Source organism: Spiroplasma corruscae, assembly GCF_002237575.1.
Classification (GTDB): domain Bacteria; phylum Bacillota_I; class Bacilli_A; order Mycoplasmatales; family Mycoplasmataceae; genus Spiroplasma_A; species Spiroplasma_A corruscae.
Genome location: NZ_CP022535.1, coordinates 872,516 through 890,152, shown reverse-complemented (window position 1 = coordinate 890,152; position 17,637 = coordinate 872,516). Strand labels below are relative to the sequence as shown.

Below are 17,637 nucleotides of genomic sequence, written 5' to 3'. Positions count from 1 at the left end.
GTTTTTGCTTTTATTTTTTTAATTAAGAAGGCAATTTGTTATAATTAAAAAATGAAAAAAACAGTTAATATTATAGGTGCAGGTTTATCAGGGTGCGAGGCTGCTTGGCAACTAGCGAATAGAGGAATTAATGTAAATCTTTATGAAATGAAAAGTGTTAAAAAGAATCCTGTGCAAAATTTAGATTATTTTGCAGAATTAGTTTGTTCAAATTCTCTAAGATCAAATGATTTAAAAAATGCGGTAGGTACCTTGAAAAGAGAGTTAGAACTATTCAATTCATTAATTATTCAATCTGCTAATGAATGTGCAATACCAGGTGGTCAAAGTTTAACTGTAGATAGAGAATCATTTTCTAAAACAATAACTAAAAAAATTAAAAACCACCCAAATATAAACGTAATCAAAAAAGAAGTTGTAAGCATTGATAGAGAATGTATAAACATAATAGCTAGTGGTCCTTTAACAAGTCCATTATTGCAACAAGAGATTACTAATATAATAGGAAAAGAATATTTTTATTTTTTTGATGCGGTAGCTCCAATTATAAAGTTGGAATCAATTAATATGAATATTTGTTTTAAGAAGAATAGATATGATAAAGGTGAAACAAAAGATTATATAAATTGTCCAATGAATAAGGAACAGTATGAATTATTTTACAATGAACTTATAAAAGCAGAAACAATAGATTTACATTTAGATGATGAAACTAACTTAAAGTTTTTTGAAGGTTGTATGCCTGTTGAAGCAATGGCTAAAAGAGGCTTTAAAACATTATTGTATGGACCTTTAAAGCCGGCTGGAATTAGTAATAAAGATGGTTCAAAAAATTATGCGATTGTTCAATTAAGACAAGATAATGCTAAAGATTCATTATATAATTTAGTTGGTTTTCAAACAAATTTAAAATTTAATGAACAAAAAAGAATATTTAGATTAATACCTGGTTTAGAAAATGCTGAATTCATAAGATACGGTGTTATGCATAAAAATAACTTTATAAATTCTCCAATTTTGCTTAATGAGTATAATCAATTGAAAAGTAATCAAAATATATTTTTTGTGGGTCAAATTACAGGCGTGGAAGGATATGTTGAATCAACTTCATCAGGACTAATAGCAGCTTTAAATGTTTATCAATTACTAAGCGAAAAGAAAATGGTATCTTTTCCTAAAACAACTGTAATGGGTTCATTGCAAAGTTATATAATAAATACAAACGTTGATGATTTTCAACCTATGAAAGCTAATTGAGGAATTGTAGAAAACCTACATATTGATAAAAAAATAAAAAAAGAGATTAAAAAAGAACTATACTCAAATAGAGCTATTAATGATTTGCAACATTTTATAAAATTAAATAAGTTTAATTAAGAGGAAACATGAAAGATTTATATAAACAAAGCATCTTCTGATATGGCCTTCATAAGGTTGCAGAAGAAAATGCAGAATTAAAATACTACATAACAACTCAAAAAGAACTAATAACATTTTTGTATCCAATTACATTTACTGGAATAGTTCAATATTTTTTGTATAAAAATTTAATAAGTAATGAAATTGAAATTTCAGAACATAATACTTTAACAAACTATATAATTAACAATTTTGATATGTTATATAAAATAAAGTACCGTTATGTTAAAGAAAAACCAAAAAAATTAGTATTTAAAACTGAAGAAACAATCGATTTAGCTAAACAAGTTATTTCAAACCTATTAATACCATATGTTAATGAATACTGTTTTAAGAAATACGATGAATGAAAAGATACCTATAAATCATTTATAAGAGAATCTTTATCAATTTTTGAATATGATATAAATCATGTTTCTGATGATAATTCTTTTAAAACAAGCTTACCTTATCCTTTTATTTTTACACTAAATCTAATAAAAAATTATGATATAAAAGGCCTTTACCAAAGAGTTTTTAAATGTTATCAAAAAGATGTGTTATTAAGGAAGTATCGTTCTGGTAGGGATTGAAAACCAAAAGAGTTAGAATACTTAACTGAAACCTATGAGTTAATTCAAAATGATGAGGAATGAACCATTTTTTTAAGTAATTTTTCTTCAACAAAATGAGAAGCCTTTAATACAAGAGAAAGATACAAAGCATTATTACAATTAACAAAACTTACAACAATCCTGATGAAAGAGGAGATAACTGCAGTTACAATGCTTGATGATGGAGAAGATTTGTACAATTTAATTGAATCATATCTTCCATTATTTTTAAGTTCAGATAAAGAAATTGATAAAAATAAAAAATTGAAACTACATTTAAGAAACTCAAATAATAAAGTTTTATCGCCTTTCAATAGTCAGCATATTAATGGTGAGTTATTAATTCCGTATGCTAAATCTAAAGGTGAAAGATTCATAGATTTTAATGAGAACACTTTAATGGAATGTTTAGAAATTACAAAATATACATTTTCAAAACTAAGATCATTGTTATTAGCGCATGAATACATACCCCAGGTAATAGATAACAAAATCGCTTTTAAGAAAAAATTATTTGTTAATGTATTAAATATTTTTGAAGAAATAAAAGAAAATAAATTTAAACAAAAGATAAGTATGGAAAACATTACTGAGCATGACTTTCTATTAAGCGAAGAAGAAATTGTAGAAACAATTAACAAACAACAAAATTCATTATCTGATTATAAAAACGAAAATACTTTATTAAAAATAGGTAGAGTCATTAATATACTATTAGGGGTTGAACCAAAAACAGCAAAAATAATGGGTTATGATTTATTCGAATTATTTAAAATGGTAATTATTATTTATGGTCCTCATCCGCTTGATCATACTTTCCAGACATATGATAATATTAAAGCTCTTTATGTTAAGTTTACAAAAATGTTGGATTATTATGAAAGTGAACAAAATGAAGAAATTAGAAAAGAGTTTATACCTTATTTAGAGTTACCAACAAAACTTAAAAACTGAGAAAAATAATATTATTAAAAGAGATAAAAAAATTTAATATTTAAACTTAAGCTGCAAAACACTTAATAATCTTAATAGTTTATTAAAAATAGTAATATTTATAAAAAGTTAATATGTAAAAAACAATAACTAAAATTATTATTTCTTTAAATACATTTTTAAGAGTTTTAATATTTAGCAATGAATTCAATTTTTATAAAAATAGAATTAATATAGAATATTTTTATTTTTTTTGTTATTATTATTTTGTTGTTGCCCACGTAGCTCAGTAGGATAGAGCATGCGCCTTCTAAGCGTAGGGTCAGAAGTTCGAATCTTCTCGTGGGCGCCAAATTTGAATCATAAACGCATCAAGCGTTTTTTTTTTTTTTTTATATAAAGAGTCAAGTAAAACTACTTGACTCTTTATATTTATTTATATATTATTATAGAGGTTTAGATAAAAGGAGGAATTTATGGTTAAATTAAGATTAAAAAGAGCCGGAAAAAAAAGAGCTGCTTTTTATAGAATAGTAGCTTCAGATTCACGTGTAAAACGTGATGGAGAATACATAGAGTTAGTGGGTACATATAACCCACTTAATGGAGAAGTTAAACTTCAACATGATATCGCTTTAAAATGGTTGAAGGATGGTGCTCAACCTACTGATACAGTTAGAAATATATTGTCAAAAAATGGTTTAATGAAAGAATTACATGATTTTAAATTGAGTAATCAATCATCTAAAGAAAAAAACCCAGTAACTAAAAAATCAGCAACTAAAAAACCAGTTGCTTCAAAAGCATCAACTGCTTCAAAAGCATCAACTGCTTCAAAAGCATCAACTGCTAAAAAACCAGCAGCTGGAAAAACAACAGATGATAAACCAAAAAAAACTACAACAAAAGTTAAAGAAACTAAGTAATGAATAGTATTGAATTACTCGAGTCATTAAAGGAATTATTATCTGATTTAGTTCCAAAAGATTGTAAATACTTTTTAGATTTTAAATTTGAAGACAATGAAAGTATACAATTTGTATTAGTAACATTTGACGCTTCTGTTTCATTATTTGTCAACAATTCTAATACAGGGATTTTAAATCATATATTACCAATTCTTAATTCGAGAATTTCTAAGTTTAAAAAAGAAATTGTTATAGATATTGAAGTGTTCGAAAATTATGGAAAATAAATTAATAAAAGTTGGGGAAATTGTTTCAACTCATGGAATAAAAGGTAGTATTAAATTTAGTCTATCTGATAAATATGATTATGATAAGTCATTAATTAATGAAACATTTTTCATAAAAGATAGGGTTAGTTTCTTACCATATAAGATTGAGAATGTTTACTTTAAAAATACTAATTGTATTATTAAATTTACTAGTATTAATTCAATAAATGAAGCTTGTAATTTAGTAAAAAAAGAAGTATTTATTAACAAAGATAAGAAGCTATTTATAAATACAATTAACTATAATGATTATTCAGTGAAATTTAATGATATTAATTACTCTGTATTAGATGTAATTGATAATGGCGTATACTGATTAGTAAAGATTAATTATATTGATACAATAGTGTGAATACCATTAGTTGATAAATATGTTGAATTTATTAATGATGATGAGCAACTTATCAAGGCCATTAATATAGATAGTTTGAGGGTTTAATGAAGTTTACAATAATAACATTATTTCCATGCTTGATAAAAACAAGTATATCAGAATCAATAGTTAAAAGAGCTATTGATAAAAAACTGGTTGAAATTGAAGTATTGAATTTGAGAGATTTTTCTACTTTAAATAACCAACAAATTGATGATTATCAATATGGTGGTGGTAGTGGGATGGTTCTAATGGTTGAACCAATAGTTAGAGCAATTGAGAGTTGTCGACAAGACAAAAGTATTGTTGTGTTAATGTCACCACAAGGTAAAACCTTAAAACAAGATATTTCTAAAAACTTTAGCACTTCTTATGAACATATTATTATTATTTGTGGCCATTATGAAGGTTTTGATCAAAGAGTAATGGATTATATTGATTTAGAATTATCAATTGGTGATTATGTTCTAACTGGCGGAGAATTACCAGCATTAATACTTGTTGATTCAGTTGTAAGACTTTTAAAAGGTGTTATTAATGAAGAATCACATAAAAATGATAGTTTTGAAGATAACTTACTTGATTATCCCGTTTATACAAAACCATATAATTTTAGGGATAAAAAAGTGCCAGATATTTTACTAAGTGGCCATCATGGTAATGTTGAAAAGTACCGTAAACAAGAAAAGTTAAAAAATACTTATTTAAAAAGGCCGGATTTAATTAATTATGATAGTTTGACAATAGATGATATAAAATATTTAAAAGAACTTAAAAGTTTGAAAGGAGAAGAATAATATGAATATGTTAACCAAAACAACTAAATCAATAGTTGATGAGCAATTAAATAATAATTTACCAAGATTTACATCAGGGGATACTATTAGAGTAAGTGTAAAAATAAAAGAAGGGGATAAGTATCGTATTCAAGCATTTGAAGGTGTTGTAATTAAAACACAAGGTAGTGGAATTACTTTTTCAGTTTGCGTAAGAAAAAACTCTAACGGTGTTTTTGTTGAAAGAACTTTCCCAGTTCATTCACCAATAATTGACTCAATCGATGTACTAAAAAGAGGTCGTGTTCGTAGAGCAAGAATATACTACATTAGAAAATTATCAGGTAAGGCAGCAAGGATTAAAGAAATTATTGTATCAAAAGATAAGAAGAATGCTGAAAAAACTGAGTTTGTAAAAAAATCTGCAAGATTAGCAGCAACAAAACCTACTTCAACTAAGTCAACAAAATCAGCACCATCAACTGCTGCAAAACCATCAACTAATGCAAAACCAGGAAATGATAAACCAAAAGAAGTAGAAACCAAAAGTGAATAATTAATTTAACAAAAAACTCTATATGAGTTTTTTTTATGATAAATAATCCTTATAATTACTATAATATTAACCAAAAATTAAATGATACAATAGATTTAAGATATATTTTTAAATTTAAAATGAATAAGGAGTGGCGATGTCAAATTATTATGAAGAGGTTAGTAAAAAATTAAGTACATTAATAGATAACAATAATTTTGATGCAGCATTAAAAATAATTAATGAAGAGTTATTAGCACCATATATTCCAGAAAAGTTTGAAAAATATTTAAGACACTGAAATAATTATATTCAAGAACATGTAAAAATGAATGAAAGAAAACTTATTTCTTGAAGTTTAGAGAGAGTTGTTAATGTTATTAAAAATGTAGCTGATCAACAATCTCATTTAGTTGCTTTTGATTTTCTTAGAGAATTAAACGCAAGGAAAATAATAGACGATATTTCTGATTATTTAGTTAATATAAAAAATAGTGATGAAAATAAATCTTTTTTATTAATGATATTAATTGAACAAAAAATTGATCATGATTTTATTGTTTATAAAAATGGTAATAGATTTACAATTAATCCTACTAAATTTAATGTACAAGAAACACAAACACTTTTAAAAAGTATTGAAAATAATTTAGAAAGTATCTTATATCATTATGATCCTTCACTATTCAATATTTCTTTAAGTATTTTAAACTCATATTATTATTTAAAATTTCCGGGATTCTCATTATCTAATTTCAACTTAAATGATATGACTGTTGCCCTTATTTTAAAAACCTATAATTCAATGGGTTTAAACCCTGATCCATTAATTATCAATTCATTAATTTTTGATCATAATAATGTTATGTTAATTTTAAATGAATTAAATGATATGATTTAATAGTTATGATAAAAGAAAATAATTTTAATGAAACTGATTTTATTGAATATAGTGACTTTAATAACTTGATGATAGAAGTTTTTGGTATTGGTTGTTCATTATGTGGTATTGATGACATTTCATATGTTTCAAAAAATAGTCCTAAACTATTAGGAAATGTTGTAAAAGAAATACACGATAGTAAACCAGATATAAGTGACTTAGAATTAGATAATTTATTAAAAGAACCAATAGATGCATGACAAGAATTAGATGATTATAATGCAACAATTGGTAAACCAACATTTTTATGTTCTGAATGTTACATCCAATTATTAAACGGTGAAATCTCAGTACCAAAAATAGAAATAGATGAAAAGTAGTGGTTATATATGAAATTTGTAGACTTAGCGTATTTTAATATTAAAGCCGGAAAAGGTGGAGATGGTGCAGTTTCTTTTAGGAAAGAACTATATGTACCAAATGGCGGACCTAATGGCGGAGATGGTGGAGATGGTGGAGATATTATTTTCATCGCTGATGAAGGAAAAACATCGCTACTTGATTTAAAGTTACAAAAATTTTACTATGCAGATGATGGCCATAAAGGTGATATAAAAAATATGCATGGTAAAAATGGTAAAGATTGCATTATAAAGGTACCTGTTGGAACAGTGATTTATAACTCTGATAATAATGAATTACTTGCAGACTTTATTGAACATAATCAAAAAGAAATAATAGCAAAAGGTGGTAAAGGCGGAAGAGGTAATGCAAGATTTGCAAACTCACGAAATAGAGCACCAACCAACTTTGAAGCTGGTGATCTTGGAGATAACATAAATATTAAAGCTGAATTAAAAGTACTTGCAGATGTAGGTTTTGTTGGTTTACCTAACGCAGGAAAATCAACTATGCTTAGAGCAATTTCTAACTCAAAACCAACAATTGCTGATTATCCATTTACTACACTAAATCCACAATTAGGGCTATGTATTGATAAAAAAAATAGAACTTTTGTAGTTGCGGATTTGCCTGGATTAATTGAAGGTGCAAGTCAAGGAAAAGGATTGGGGTTTGATTTCCTAAGACATATCGAAAGATGTAAAATAATTTGTCATATAATAGATATGTCAGGAAATTATGGTACAGATGATGTTATTAAGAACTATCAATTAATTCGTAATGAGTTAATAACATATAATCTCGATCTTGAAAAAAGGCATGAAATAATAATTGCAAATAAAATTGATATTGAAGAAGCTGAAATAAATTTAATGTATTTTAAGGAAAAGTATAAAGATAAAGTTATAATCCAAACCTCAGGATTAAAAAAAGAAAATATTGAAAACTTGCTAATTTTAATCGGTGACACACTAGAGGAAAATGATTTATTAGGAAAAGATAAGTTTATTGGAATTAAAAAAACTAATGAATTTAAACTTTATACATTTGAAGGTCAATTAAAAGACTTAGAAATACAAAAATTTTCAGATAATAAATGAATCATTAAAGGTGAGGATGTTAAAAAAATATATCTAAAAACTCCAATATCAACATATGATAATTTACTATTATTTAATGAAAAATTAAAAAAACTAGGAGTGTATGATTTGTTAAGAGAAAAAGGAGCTAAAAAAGGAGATCTAGTTAAAATATTTGATATTGAACTAGAATGGATGGATTAATATGAAAGAAAGAGAATTAAAAGAATATTTAGATTATTTAGTAGGTTGAATAAAAGAAGAAGTTATCAAAGCGAATCAAAAAGGTGTAGTTGTCGGTATTAGTGGAGGTATTGACTCAGCTGTAGTTGCAGCGCTAGCTATAAAAGCATTTCCAAATAATTACTCGGTTGTTTGAATGCCTTGTGAGTCAAGTGAACTCGATTTAAAATGCAAAAATGATTTACTTGAAAGTTTATCAATAAAAAATTGTTTGGAAGTTAATCTTTTAGAAACTTTTAGTTGCTTGAAAAACGAACTAAATAACAATGTTGAAGGCATTTCAAAACTTGCATTAGCAAACTCAAAGGCGAGACTTAGAATGACTACTTTGTACTCAATAGCACAATCAAAAAACTCATTAGTTTTAGGTACTGATAATGCTTGTGAGTGACATATTGGCTATTTTACAAAGTTTGGTGATGGTGGAGTTGATTTAGTTCCGCTATTATATTTATTAAAAAGAGATGTAAGATTAGCTGCTAAATTATTAAACATTCCAGATAGCATAATAAATAGAGAACCAACTGCTAGTTTATGAGAAAACCAAACAGATGAGTCTGAAATAGGTTTTAGTTACGACTTAATCGATGATTATCTAAGTGGTTTAAAAGTTGATAATAATGTAAAGGAAAGAATTGATTTCTTACATAAAATATCTGAGCATAAGAGAAATTTGGCTAAAAAACCACAAACCATAAAGGATATTTTAAAAAATAATATATTTAAATAAATTGTGTATAATTTAATTTTTTATTAGATAATTATAAAAGTTAAGGAGAATTAAAAATGACAGAATCACAAGCAAAAGAAATTAGTAGTTTTATTGATGATTTACCTGATGAAATAGCTGATAAAATGTTTGAAGAACTAGTTGCAGGAATGAGTTCATACTTTGCAATTTTAATATTTGGAGAAGAAATTGAAAAAGTATATGATACATCAATAGAAGCGGGAAAATCATTAGAAGAAATTTCTAATGAAGTTAAAAGTAATACATTGGTAGGCGAAGAAATTTATTCTAACCTAGTAGGATCGCTTCAAGAAGAAGGTGATGCAGAGTTTTTTGCTGAGGATTGTGTTCAATCAATCTCATTTAATCCAGAATACCCAGAAGTAATTGTAAATAAATTAAAAGAGTTAGGTATAGAAGAATCTGATTTTTCAGCTAATTTAATCATTAATTTTAGAGATCAGTTTATAGATTTCTTTACAAATGATATTGACATAGATGAATGGAAAAATGACATTATTGATGCTCTTGTAGCAAGTTGAAACTAATAAAATATTTTTAATTTACTAAAACATTTTATAAGTGTTGTATTTATATTTATATTTTATATAATAAATTTATTAATAAACTAGGTTAGTTTATTAATAAAGAAAGAAAGAAGTATTAATAGTATATTAATATTAACAATACAATCCAGCAATTAGTCATAAACCTACTTAAAAAATATTTACAAATTTATTAAAATATATCTAGTAAATATATATTTAAAATCACTTCCCGGTGATTTTTTTTATTTCTTTGTATATAATATTAAGGAAAGAATACTTTAAATTTGTCCTGTGAGGCAAAAAAGTAATGTCCCTTTTTTAGAATGACATTATTTTGCCTATCAAATTTGATAGGCTTTTAATTTAGTAATCTTTTAAAGAAGGAGAATAAGAATGAGCAAACTTTCAATTAAAATACCAGGGATTAAATTAAAAAACCCAATAATAATAGCTTCTGGACCTTTAATACATGGTGAATATTTAAATAGTGTATATGATCTTTCAACACTTGGAGCGATAACAACTAAAACAGTTACTTTTTTACCTAAAGAAGGGAATCCTACACCAAGATTCGCTTCACTTGAAGGGGGATACATCAATGCAGTAGGTTTGAAGAATATTGGAATTAAAAAGTTTATTAAAACTAAGATGGAGTTTTTAGAAATGATGAATGTTCCTGTAATCTCTAGTATTGCAGGTAATTCAATTGAAGAGTATGTAGAGATGGTTACTATGTTAAATAATAAAGAAGTTATTAATGCTATTGAATTAAATGTATCTTGTCCAAATGTAAAAAAAGATAGTATAGTAATGACTTCTAACTATGAATATTTAAAAGAACTTATTATAAGTGTAAAAAAGGTTACAACCAAACCTATTTATATTAAATTATCACCAACTGAACCTGACATTATTGAAACTGCAAAAGTTTGTAAGGCAGCAGGAGCTGATGCTTTGACAATGATAAATGGTATTAGTGGAATGAAGATAAATATCAAAACCATGGAACCAGTGTTATCAAATAAGTTTGGAGGAGTTAGTGGTTCATTTATAAGACCTTTAGCTATTAAACTAGTCTATCAAGTTTCAAATGAAGTTGACATACCAATTATTGGAGTTGGAGGAGTTTGCAATGTTGATGACGTTATTGAAATGTTGATGGCAGGAGCAACTGCTGTTGGTATTGCAAGCGCAAATATGTGAGATCCATTAGTGTGTTATAAGATTGTTAATCAACTTGAAGAAAGATTATTAAACCTTGGATTTAACTCTGTCGAAGAGTTAGTTAATAAAGTAAAAACTACAAGAGAATGATTTAAGAACCAACAATAGGTATATTAGTTAATCTACAATAAAAAACATCTTTCAAATTGACAAGATGTTTTTTATTGTAAAAATAGATAACAACTGAGTAATGTTGTAAGCCCTTTTAATATCAATTAATAATTTAAATATAAGTGAGTTTTATTAACTTATTATTCCTACATTAAATTATAAATAGTTGAAAAAGTTACTATTATAATTTAATATTTGCGTTATTAATACTACTTATATTTTTACCTTTTAATTCATTCATTTATTTTAAAAAATGCATATACTATTACATCTGTTATAACAAATAATAAAAAGTAACTTAACACTTATCATATAGTCATTTTTTTTATAATTTATATCCATTTAAATATTTTCTATATAGTTATATATTTAGATAATAAGTATTTAATAAATTACATTTACTTAATCATAAGTGTGTAATCACTATAACCTTTTTCTTCCATTTCTTCTAACGGTATAAATTCTAGTGAAGCCGAGTTTATACAATATCTTAAACCACCTTCTTCTAATGGTCCATCTGTAAAGACATGTCCCAGATGAATGTCGCTATTTTTAGTTCTTACTTCTACTCTGTGCATATTATGAGAAAAATCCGCTTTTTCTTTAATTAATTTTTTTTCAATAGGTTTTGTAAAACTTGGTCAACCGCATCCTGAATCATATTTATCACTTGAAAAAAACAGTGGTTCACCTGTAAGTATGTCAACATAAATACCTTTTCTATATTCATTTCAATATTTATTATCAAAGGGTGGTTCTGTAGAGTTTTTCATTGTTACTTGATACTCTATGTCTGTTAATTGATCAATTTTTTTATTTTCTTTAAAATTACTCATTCTTCATACCTCAATACAACTTATAGTATTAATTAAAGCATATTTTTTTATAAAAAACTCTAAAAATATGGTATTATATAAATAATTGTAAGCTATTTTGCAATTAGGGCTAATTATAGGTGATATTATGACAAACTTGCTTGATTTCTCATTTAAAGTGCTTGATTTTACACTACCTTTATGAGTTGTTCTAGTAGTTTTTGTTTTAATTGGAGCAATTTGTCTAGGGTCTTATTTATTTATACTACTGAAGAAGAAACGTAAATATATTTATGAAAAAGAAGAAGTTAGTGTAGATGAATTTAAGAGACTGGAAAAATTTGAAACTCAAAGAAATGATTTTGAAATGGAAATTGCAAAAATAAAGAAATCTAGAAAATCTTATTCTAAAGCAAAATAAGTCTTATAAAAAAAGAGGGCATTTTTATGGGCAAAGTATTTGATTTTTTTAAACCAAATAATCAAAATAATCAGCAAAACATTCCTGTTGCTGGTAATTTTGTTGCGCCTAATCAAAACATGCAGGCCCCAAATTATAATCAATTACCATCAAATCAGTATAATACAAACCAACCACTACCGATATATAATCAACAACAGTATAATCAATATCAGCAACCTCAATATAACAATCAATATCAACCACCACAACAGGTCGATATTCAGTCTTATCAACAAAATCTAATTAACAGTATAAAACCAAGATATAATAATATACAAGAATTTAATAATTTAGAACCTCAAAGTAACTATTCTAATGGAGGTTATCAACCTAATAATTATTTCAATCAAGGTTATGGTCAAGGTGCAGGAAACTATAATCACCAAGAACATCAATTTAATAATTATGGTGTGCAATATAACAATCAAAACCATGATATTTTCAACTATGAAAATAATTTGTATAATAGAAATAATGAACCACTAAATCAAAATCATTATAATCAAAACTACGTAAATCAAAACTACGTAAATCAAAACGAAATACGTAATGATAAATACTTTAAATCATTTAATAATTATCCAAATCAACAATCTTATAATGATCAGGCTATTAGAGAAATGTATTTAGATCCTAACTCTTATTATAATAATAGAATGCATTCTGGTTATGAAGAGTTTTCAAATGGTAATCAATTTTATAATAATGGAAATAATTATAGTTATAACCAGAATTATAATTATGCTAATGCAAGTGCTAACAATTATAATTCTTACAAGAAAGATAATAGTTATAAGAAAAGACTTAAAGAAGCTAGTATAATTCCAAAAGAAATTGGTAGAGAAATTAGAAGTGAAAAACTTAGAGTATTTATACTATTTATGGTTGGTTCAATTGGTATTATTATTACATCACTTATGCTTGCGATTTATTATAAAACAGATGAAAACATATCTAAGTTTATTGGTGTTCAAAAAGAAAAGGTTATGTATCCTTTCTTCTCAATTTTATTATTAATAATATCAGTAGGATTTTTTGGTGTTAGTTTAACTGATTTTACTTTATTATTTTCAAATGTAAGAAAATATGAACGAGATTTAATAATGGGCAATGAATCAATTCCATATTTTATAACTAGAAACTATAAAGCATTAATATCAAGAGCAATTTATATTAACTGAATTTGTTTTTCTACTTACATATTTGGCTCAATAATACTTGGAATCCTTTATTCATTACAATCACAAGCAGGTAAAACTGCTTATATATTGTTCTGAGATATTGGAACATTGAAGACTTTACAGTCTGAAATAACTGTTAATATAATTATTCTATTAGTAGCGTTATTAGTACATGTTTTTAATATTATTACTACAAGAAACAGAAAAAATAATATTATTTCTTATTATGGGTATGAAATAATACCAGAACAAGAAATTAAGAATATTAAAAAAAGAGCTAATAAAATATGTATTATTATATTCTGTGTTGTTATGCTTTTATTATTATTCCTAATACTTATCCCATGATTAATTATTAGAAGAAAAAGGGGACAATCATTAAAACCTTGAAAATTCAATCAATAAACAAAAATATTAATAGTTTATATGTTCACATTCCTTTTTGTGAACATATTTGTTTTTACTGTGATTTTGTAAAAGTAAAAAAGCCAACAAAAAATGAAAAAGTAATATATGATTATTTAGATAATCTAGAAAAAGAGTTGTTGGCATATGGAGATAGATTAAATCATCTACAAACTATTTACATTGGTGGTGGGACTCCAAGTTGTTTGGATGAAAAGCAAACAATAAGAATGTGTGAGATATTAAATAAGTATGTTAATAAATGTACTATAGAATATACAATCGAATTAAATCCTGAATCTGTAACAAAAGAGAAATTATTAATATATAAAAATAATAATATAAATAGACTAAGTATGGGAATACAAACTTTTGATAACTCGTTGCTTAAGAAAGTTGGTAGAATTCACGACAATAAAGAAGCCATTGATGCATACAAATTAATCAGGCAAGTTGGCTTTGATAACGTAAGTATAGATTTAATGTATAACTTATTTGATCAAGAAGCAAAGAATATAGAAACTGATTTAAACTATATAAAGGAATTAAAACCAGATCACATATCTTGATATTCACTAATCATGAAAGAAAAATCAATATGGGGCAAGTTAAAATATAAGAAACCTTCAAAAGATGAAGATTTTGATATTCTAGTTAACAAAGGATTAAAAAAGTTAGGGTATGTGAGATATGAAATATCTAACTACTCATTAAAAGATGAAAAGAAATCGTTACATAATATATCGTATTGGAATTCTGATTTATTTGCTGGAGTTGGTGTTGGTGCAAGTGGTTTTGAAATAATTGATAATAAGTATTATTTAACTTGTAATGAGGGTAACTTTCTTAGCTACAAAAAAAAGTACGAATTAGTAAGTGAAAATGACTTTTATTTTCAAGTATTAATGATGGGTTTACGCTTAATAGGTGGAATAAACTTAGAAATTGAAATTAATAAATATGCATATAAAGCATATGAAGAAAAAATTAATGAGAATATTAATAAAAACTTTTTAGAAGTAAAAGATAATCATTTAAAATGTACAGAACGTGGTTTAAATATATTAAATGAAATATTAGTATCTTTATTATAAAAAATGTCGATTTAATAATAGGGGTAATTAAAATGAAAAATAATTATAAACCTATTACTAAGGACTATAACAGTTTAGAAAGTGTGATTAACCCGAAAATAAGTATTGAAGTATTAAGTTTACTTTTTGATACATCAATATCTAAGATTGAATATAATTTTCATAATTGTTTAAACCTATCGTTAGCAAGGTTTAGTACAAAGTATTTAGTATCTTTCATAAGGAAATATAATATTACAGACAGATATTTTATAAGCACATGTAATGATTTTAAAAATTTAATAAAAATTAATAAGTATAGAAGATTAAAAGCGATTGAGTTTAAGTTGCAAATTATTAAATGTTTATTACTAACTCAACTAAGATATAACCCAAATGTATGATTGAAGTTAAATAAAAAAGAAAAAGTAAAATATTATAGTTATGATAATTCTAAATATAATTACAAACTTTTTATTTTGTTAATGAGTTATGATACACTACAATATAATTCTATTAACATAAATAAAAACCAAAAAAAAATATTAGAGGAAATAAAAATTTTAATTTTTAATAAAAACCAAGTACATAAAATTGATTTTGATAAATTAAGATCATTTGATTACCTTCCAATAAAATATTTTGTTATACAATCAGAATTACTGATAAATTATTGTGGTTATGAAAAAGCTTTTATAAAATTATGTATAAATATATATTTTCAAATGTTTATATTATTTATAAATGAAAACAACACTAAATTAGTTTTGAACTAACTTAGTGTTGTTTTTTAATATAAAAATATTAGTTAATAATACAATAAATGTAAGTGAAACCAAAATACTAAACATTATAATGAAATTTATTATATTAACATTAATTAATAAGAAGAACATTAAGAACACTATACTTATTAATAATGAGAATAAGACATTCCCGATAACGTGATCAAGAATAAATGCACCGTTTATATGCTCATTATTAATTATTTTTTTATAATAACTTGACTGAGTTCTTTTTATTAATATATAAGCAAATCCTATTATAAATTGTGAAACAATAATTAATGTTTTATATAAAAGATCTTTATTATTAAAATTCTTAAAATTTGATGTTATGAAAAAGGCTAGTATCATAGTGAATGATAATACATATAATAAACTGGATAAGAAATTTATTTTAATATTATAATTATCTTTAATTCTTATTAAATAACCAACGGCTCTACCCATATACTTAAATAAAAATCCGATCATTATATAAATATATAAGTTCTTTTGAAGTAATGATATGCTAATACTATTTTGATCAAAGTATATTAGAAACAGAAATATTAATCCATACTCAAAAAATTTATCAATACCAATGAAAAGATTTTGTGTAAATATACTTGTAATAAATTTCTTATTTTTTAACGCTACTTTGAAATCATCCTTATTAACATTTAATACATTTCCTTCACTCATTATATTTTTATTTAAAATCATTATAGAAAGAATCACTAAAATAACTATTATAAAGAAAGTCAAGTTATAAATTGGTTTACTAAAGTTATAAATCAAGAAGGGAACAGGTATAAGGATAAATGATGTTAATGCCAATATTTTATTAATATTATTTGGTCTTTTATTTCTAATATTATAACTTTTAATCATTTCTAAATTTATTGGTATAAAACCTGCAATAAAGATACCAAATAATAATAACCCTAGAACTAAGAATGTTAATGCTAATACATATTTTGTTAAAATAAAACCTAAAAAAGTAAAAGTTATTGCAATAATAAGACCTGTACAATTATGAGTAAGTACAACTTTGTTACTTACTTTCTTCTTTAATTTCATTCAAATAGGCGTCATTAACAGCATTAATATTGGAATAATAATTATTATACTAATAAGTTTATAATTATAGACTGTTGATATTGCTAATGGTATAAAACTAAAGTAACATAACATAACATTCATTGATAAAATTAATGATATAACTTGAAAGTTATAATTCTTTTTATTATCACTAAATTTGTTCATTTTATTTTTCTCCATGTTCTCAATATATTCAATATAATTTTTATTCATTATAAACTCTCACTTACTAGATAGTTTATAAAGTATATTTTCTATTTTTTTAAACATTAATAATGGTGCAATAGTATATAAAACAAATATAACGTGTATTTCAATAACTTTTGTTAGGTATATTGCAAGTCCTTGTTGATAATTAGTAGCTAAAATTCATAAAATTAAGATATATGTATCATATAAAGTACTTATAAGTATTAAGGAAACAAAAATAAGTCATCGTTGCTTGATAAAAACCTTGCGTAAAGCAGTAAAAACACCAAATATTGTCATAATTGTAAGTAGATAACTTATTCCATCAAATATGGGGTTCTTATAAAGAAAAGATATAAATGAAGTTGTTATTGAAATTAAAAAACTTATTTCCGTTTTTAAGACAATACAAAAAATAGCTATTAATAGAAAAGTGAAATCAAGGCCTGGAATCATATAAAAAATTAGATTAACAATTGTAACAAAAGCAGATAATAAAGCAGCGATAGTTATCTTAAACACTATAGCATTTCGATTATTTCTATTCATTTCTTCCTCCT

Annotated in this window: 18 protein-coding genes, 1 tRNA gene and 1 pseudogene; 18 read left to right on the top strand and 2 right to left on the bottom strand. The window is 24.8% G+C overall.

What is annotated here, in order from left to right; translation table 4 throughout:
- Window positions 1-51 precede the first annotated feature (51 nt).
- From trmFO to SCORR_RS03835, 14 genes and pseudogenes are all read left to right on the top strand, one after another.
- Window positions 52-1,377 (top strand): methylenetetrahydrofolate--tRNA-(uracil(54)-C(5))-methyltransferase (FADH(2)-oxidizing) TrmFO, encoded by a 1,326-nt coding sequence (gene trmFO, locus SCORR_RS03900; RefSeq protein ID WP_094049347.1) that lies wholly within the window; start codon window positions 52-54, stop codon window positions 1,375-1,377.
- Window positions 1,378-1,385: 8 nt separating this feature from the next.
- The gene (locus SCORR_RS03895; RefSeq protein ID WP_094049345.1) at window positions 1,386-2,975 is read left to right on the top strand and encodes a hypothetical protein; all 1,590 of its coding nucleotides are present in this window, start codon (window positions 1,386-1,388) and stop codon (window positions 2,973-2,975) included.
- Between the two features lie 245 nt (window positions 2,976-3,220).
- Window positions 3,221-3,297, top strand: a tRNA-Arg gene (locus tag SCORR_RS03890).
- A 124-nt stretch (window positions 3,298-3,421) separates the two neighbouring features.
- A complete protein-coding gene (gene rpsP / locus SCORR_RS05600; RefSeq protein ID WP_094049343.1) occupies window positions 3,422-3,871 on the top strand; it encodes a 30S ribosomal protein S16 in 450 nt (149 codons plus the stop codon).
- Window positions 3,871-4,140: a hypothetical protein gene (locus tag SCORR_RS03880; RefSeq protein ID WP_094049341.1), complete on the top strand. Its 270-nt coding sequence runs from the start codon at window positions 3,871-3,873 to the stop codon at window positions 4,138-4,140. The genes rpsP and SCORR_RS03880 overlap by 1 nt, the downstream gene beginning before the upstream one ends.
- On the top strand, window positions 4,130-4,621 hold the full coding sequence (locus SCORR_RS03875) for a ribosome maturation factor RimM (protein WP_094049340.1): 492 nt from the start codon (window positions 4,130-4,132) through the stop codon (window positions 4,619-4,621). Before SCORR_RS03880 ends, SCORR_RS03875 begins: the two co-directional genes overlap by 11 nt.
- On the top strand, window positions 4,621-5,352 hold the full coding sequence (gene trmD, locus SCORR_RS03870; protein ID WP_094049338.1) for a tRNA (guanosine(37)-N1)-methyltransferase TrmD: 732 nt from the start codon (window positions 4,621-4,623) through the stop codon (window positions 5,350-5,352). The genes SCORR_RS03875 and trmD overlap by 1 nt, the downstream gene beginning before the upstream one ends.
- Window position 5,353: 1 nt before the next feature.
- Window positions 5,354-5,722: pseudogene (gene rplS / locus SCORR_RS05535) on the top strand (50S ribosomal protein L19); the annotation flags it as partial.
- A 301-nt stretch (window positions 5,723-6,023) separates the two neighbouring features.
- Window positions 6,024-6,767, top strand: coding sequence for a DUF3196 family protein (locus SCORR_RS03860; RefSeq protein WP_094049334.1), 744 nt, complete (start codon window positions 6,024-6,026; stop codon window positions 6,765-6,767).
- Window positions 6,768-6,772: 5 nt separating this feature from the next.
- On the top strand, window positions 6,773-7,129 hold the full coding sequence (locus SCORR_RS03855; protein WP_094049332.1) for a hypothetical protein: 357 nt from the start codon (window positions 6,773-6,775) through the stop codon (window positions 7,127-7,129).
- Window positions 7,130-7,138: 9 nt separating this feature from the next.
- Complete coding sequence (gene obgE / locus SCORR_RS03850) at window positions 7,139-8,434, top strand: GTPase ObgE (RefSeq protein ID WP_094049330.1); 1,296 nt, start codon at window positions 7,139-7,141, stop codon at window positions 8,432-8,434.
- A 1-nt stretch (window position 8,435) separates the two neighbouring features.
- Window positions 8,436-9,203, top strand: a complete 768-nt coding sequence (nadE, locus tag SCORR_RS03845; RefSeq protein WP_094049328.1) for an NAD(+) synthase — start codon at window positions 8,436-8,438, stop codon at window positions 9,201-9,203.
- Window positions 9,204-9,259: 56 nt separating this feature from the next.
- Entirely contained in the window at window positions 9,260-9,751 is a 492-nt protein-coding gene (locus tag SCORR_RS03840) for a hypothetical protein (RefSeq protein WP_094049326.1), read from the top strand.
- Window positions 9,752-10,144: 393 nt separating this feature from the next.
- Window positions 10,145-11,083, top strand: coding sequence for a dihydroorotate dehydrogenase (locus SCORR_RS03835; protein ID WP_094049324.1), 939 nt, complete (start codon window positions 10,145-10,147; stop codon window positions 11,081-11,083).
- 401 nt (window positions 11,084-11,484) lie between these two features.
- On the opposite strand, the gene msrB is transcribed toward SCORR_RS03835, so the two are convergent.
- A complete protein-coding gene (msrB, locus tag SCORR_RS03830) occupies window positions 11,485-11,922 on the bottom strand; it encodes a peptide-methionine (R)-S-oxide reductase MsrB (protein ID WP_094049322.1) in 438 nt (145 codons plus the stop codon).
- 127 nt (window positions 11,923-12,049) lie between these two features.
- On the opposite strand from msrB, the gene SCORR_RS03825 reads away from it, so the two are divergent.
- From SCORR_RS03825 to SCORR_RS03810, 4 genes are read left to right on the top strand one after another with little or no spacing between them, the layout of a single operon-like run.
- The gene (locus SCORR_RS03825) at window positions 12,050-12,322 is read left to right on the top strand and encodes a TIGR04561 family membrane protein (RefSeq protein ID WP_094049320.1); all 273 of its coding nucleotides are present in this window, start codon (window positions 12,050-12,052) and stop codon (window positions 12,320-12,322) included.
- A gap of 26 nt (window positions 12,323-12,348) precedes the next feature.
- Window positions 12,349-13,950: an MSC_0882 family membrane protein gene (locus SCORR_RS03820; RefSeq protein ID WP_094049318.1), complete on the top strand. Its 1,602-nt coding sequence runs from the start codon at window positions 12,349-12,351 to the stop codon at window positions 13,948-13,950.
- The gene (hemW, locus tag SCORR_RS03815; RefSeq protein WP_245831779.1) at window positions 13,932-15,044 is read left to right on the top strand and encodes a radical SAM family heme chaperone HemW; all 1,113 of its coding nucleotides are present in this window, start codon (window positions 13,932-13,934) and stop codon (window positions 15,042-15,044) included. The genes SCORR_RS03820 and hemW overlap by 19 nt, the downstream gene beginning before the upstream one ends.
- 32 nt (window positions 15,045-15,076) lie before the next feature.
- Entirely contained in the window at window positions 15,077-15,799 is a 723-nt protein-coding gene (locus tag SCORR_RS03810) for a hypothetical protein (protein WP_157705390.1), read from the top strand.
- Here SCORR_RS03810 and SCORR_RS03805 read toward each other — a convergent pair.
- On the bottom strand, window positions 15,785-17,626 hold the full coding sequence (locus SCORR_RS03805) for a hypothetical protein (protein WP_094049314.1): 1,842 nt from the start codon (window positions 17,624-17,626) through the stop codon (window positions 15,785-15,787). The genes SCORR_RS03810 and SCORR_RS03805 overlap by 15 nt on opposite strands.
- Window positions 17,627-17,637: the final 11 nt, after the last annotated feature.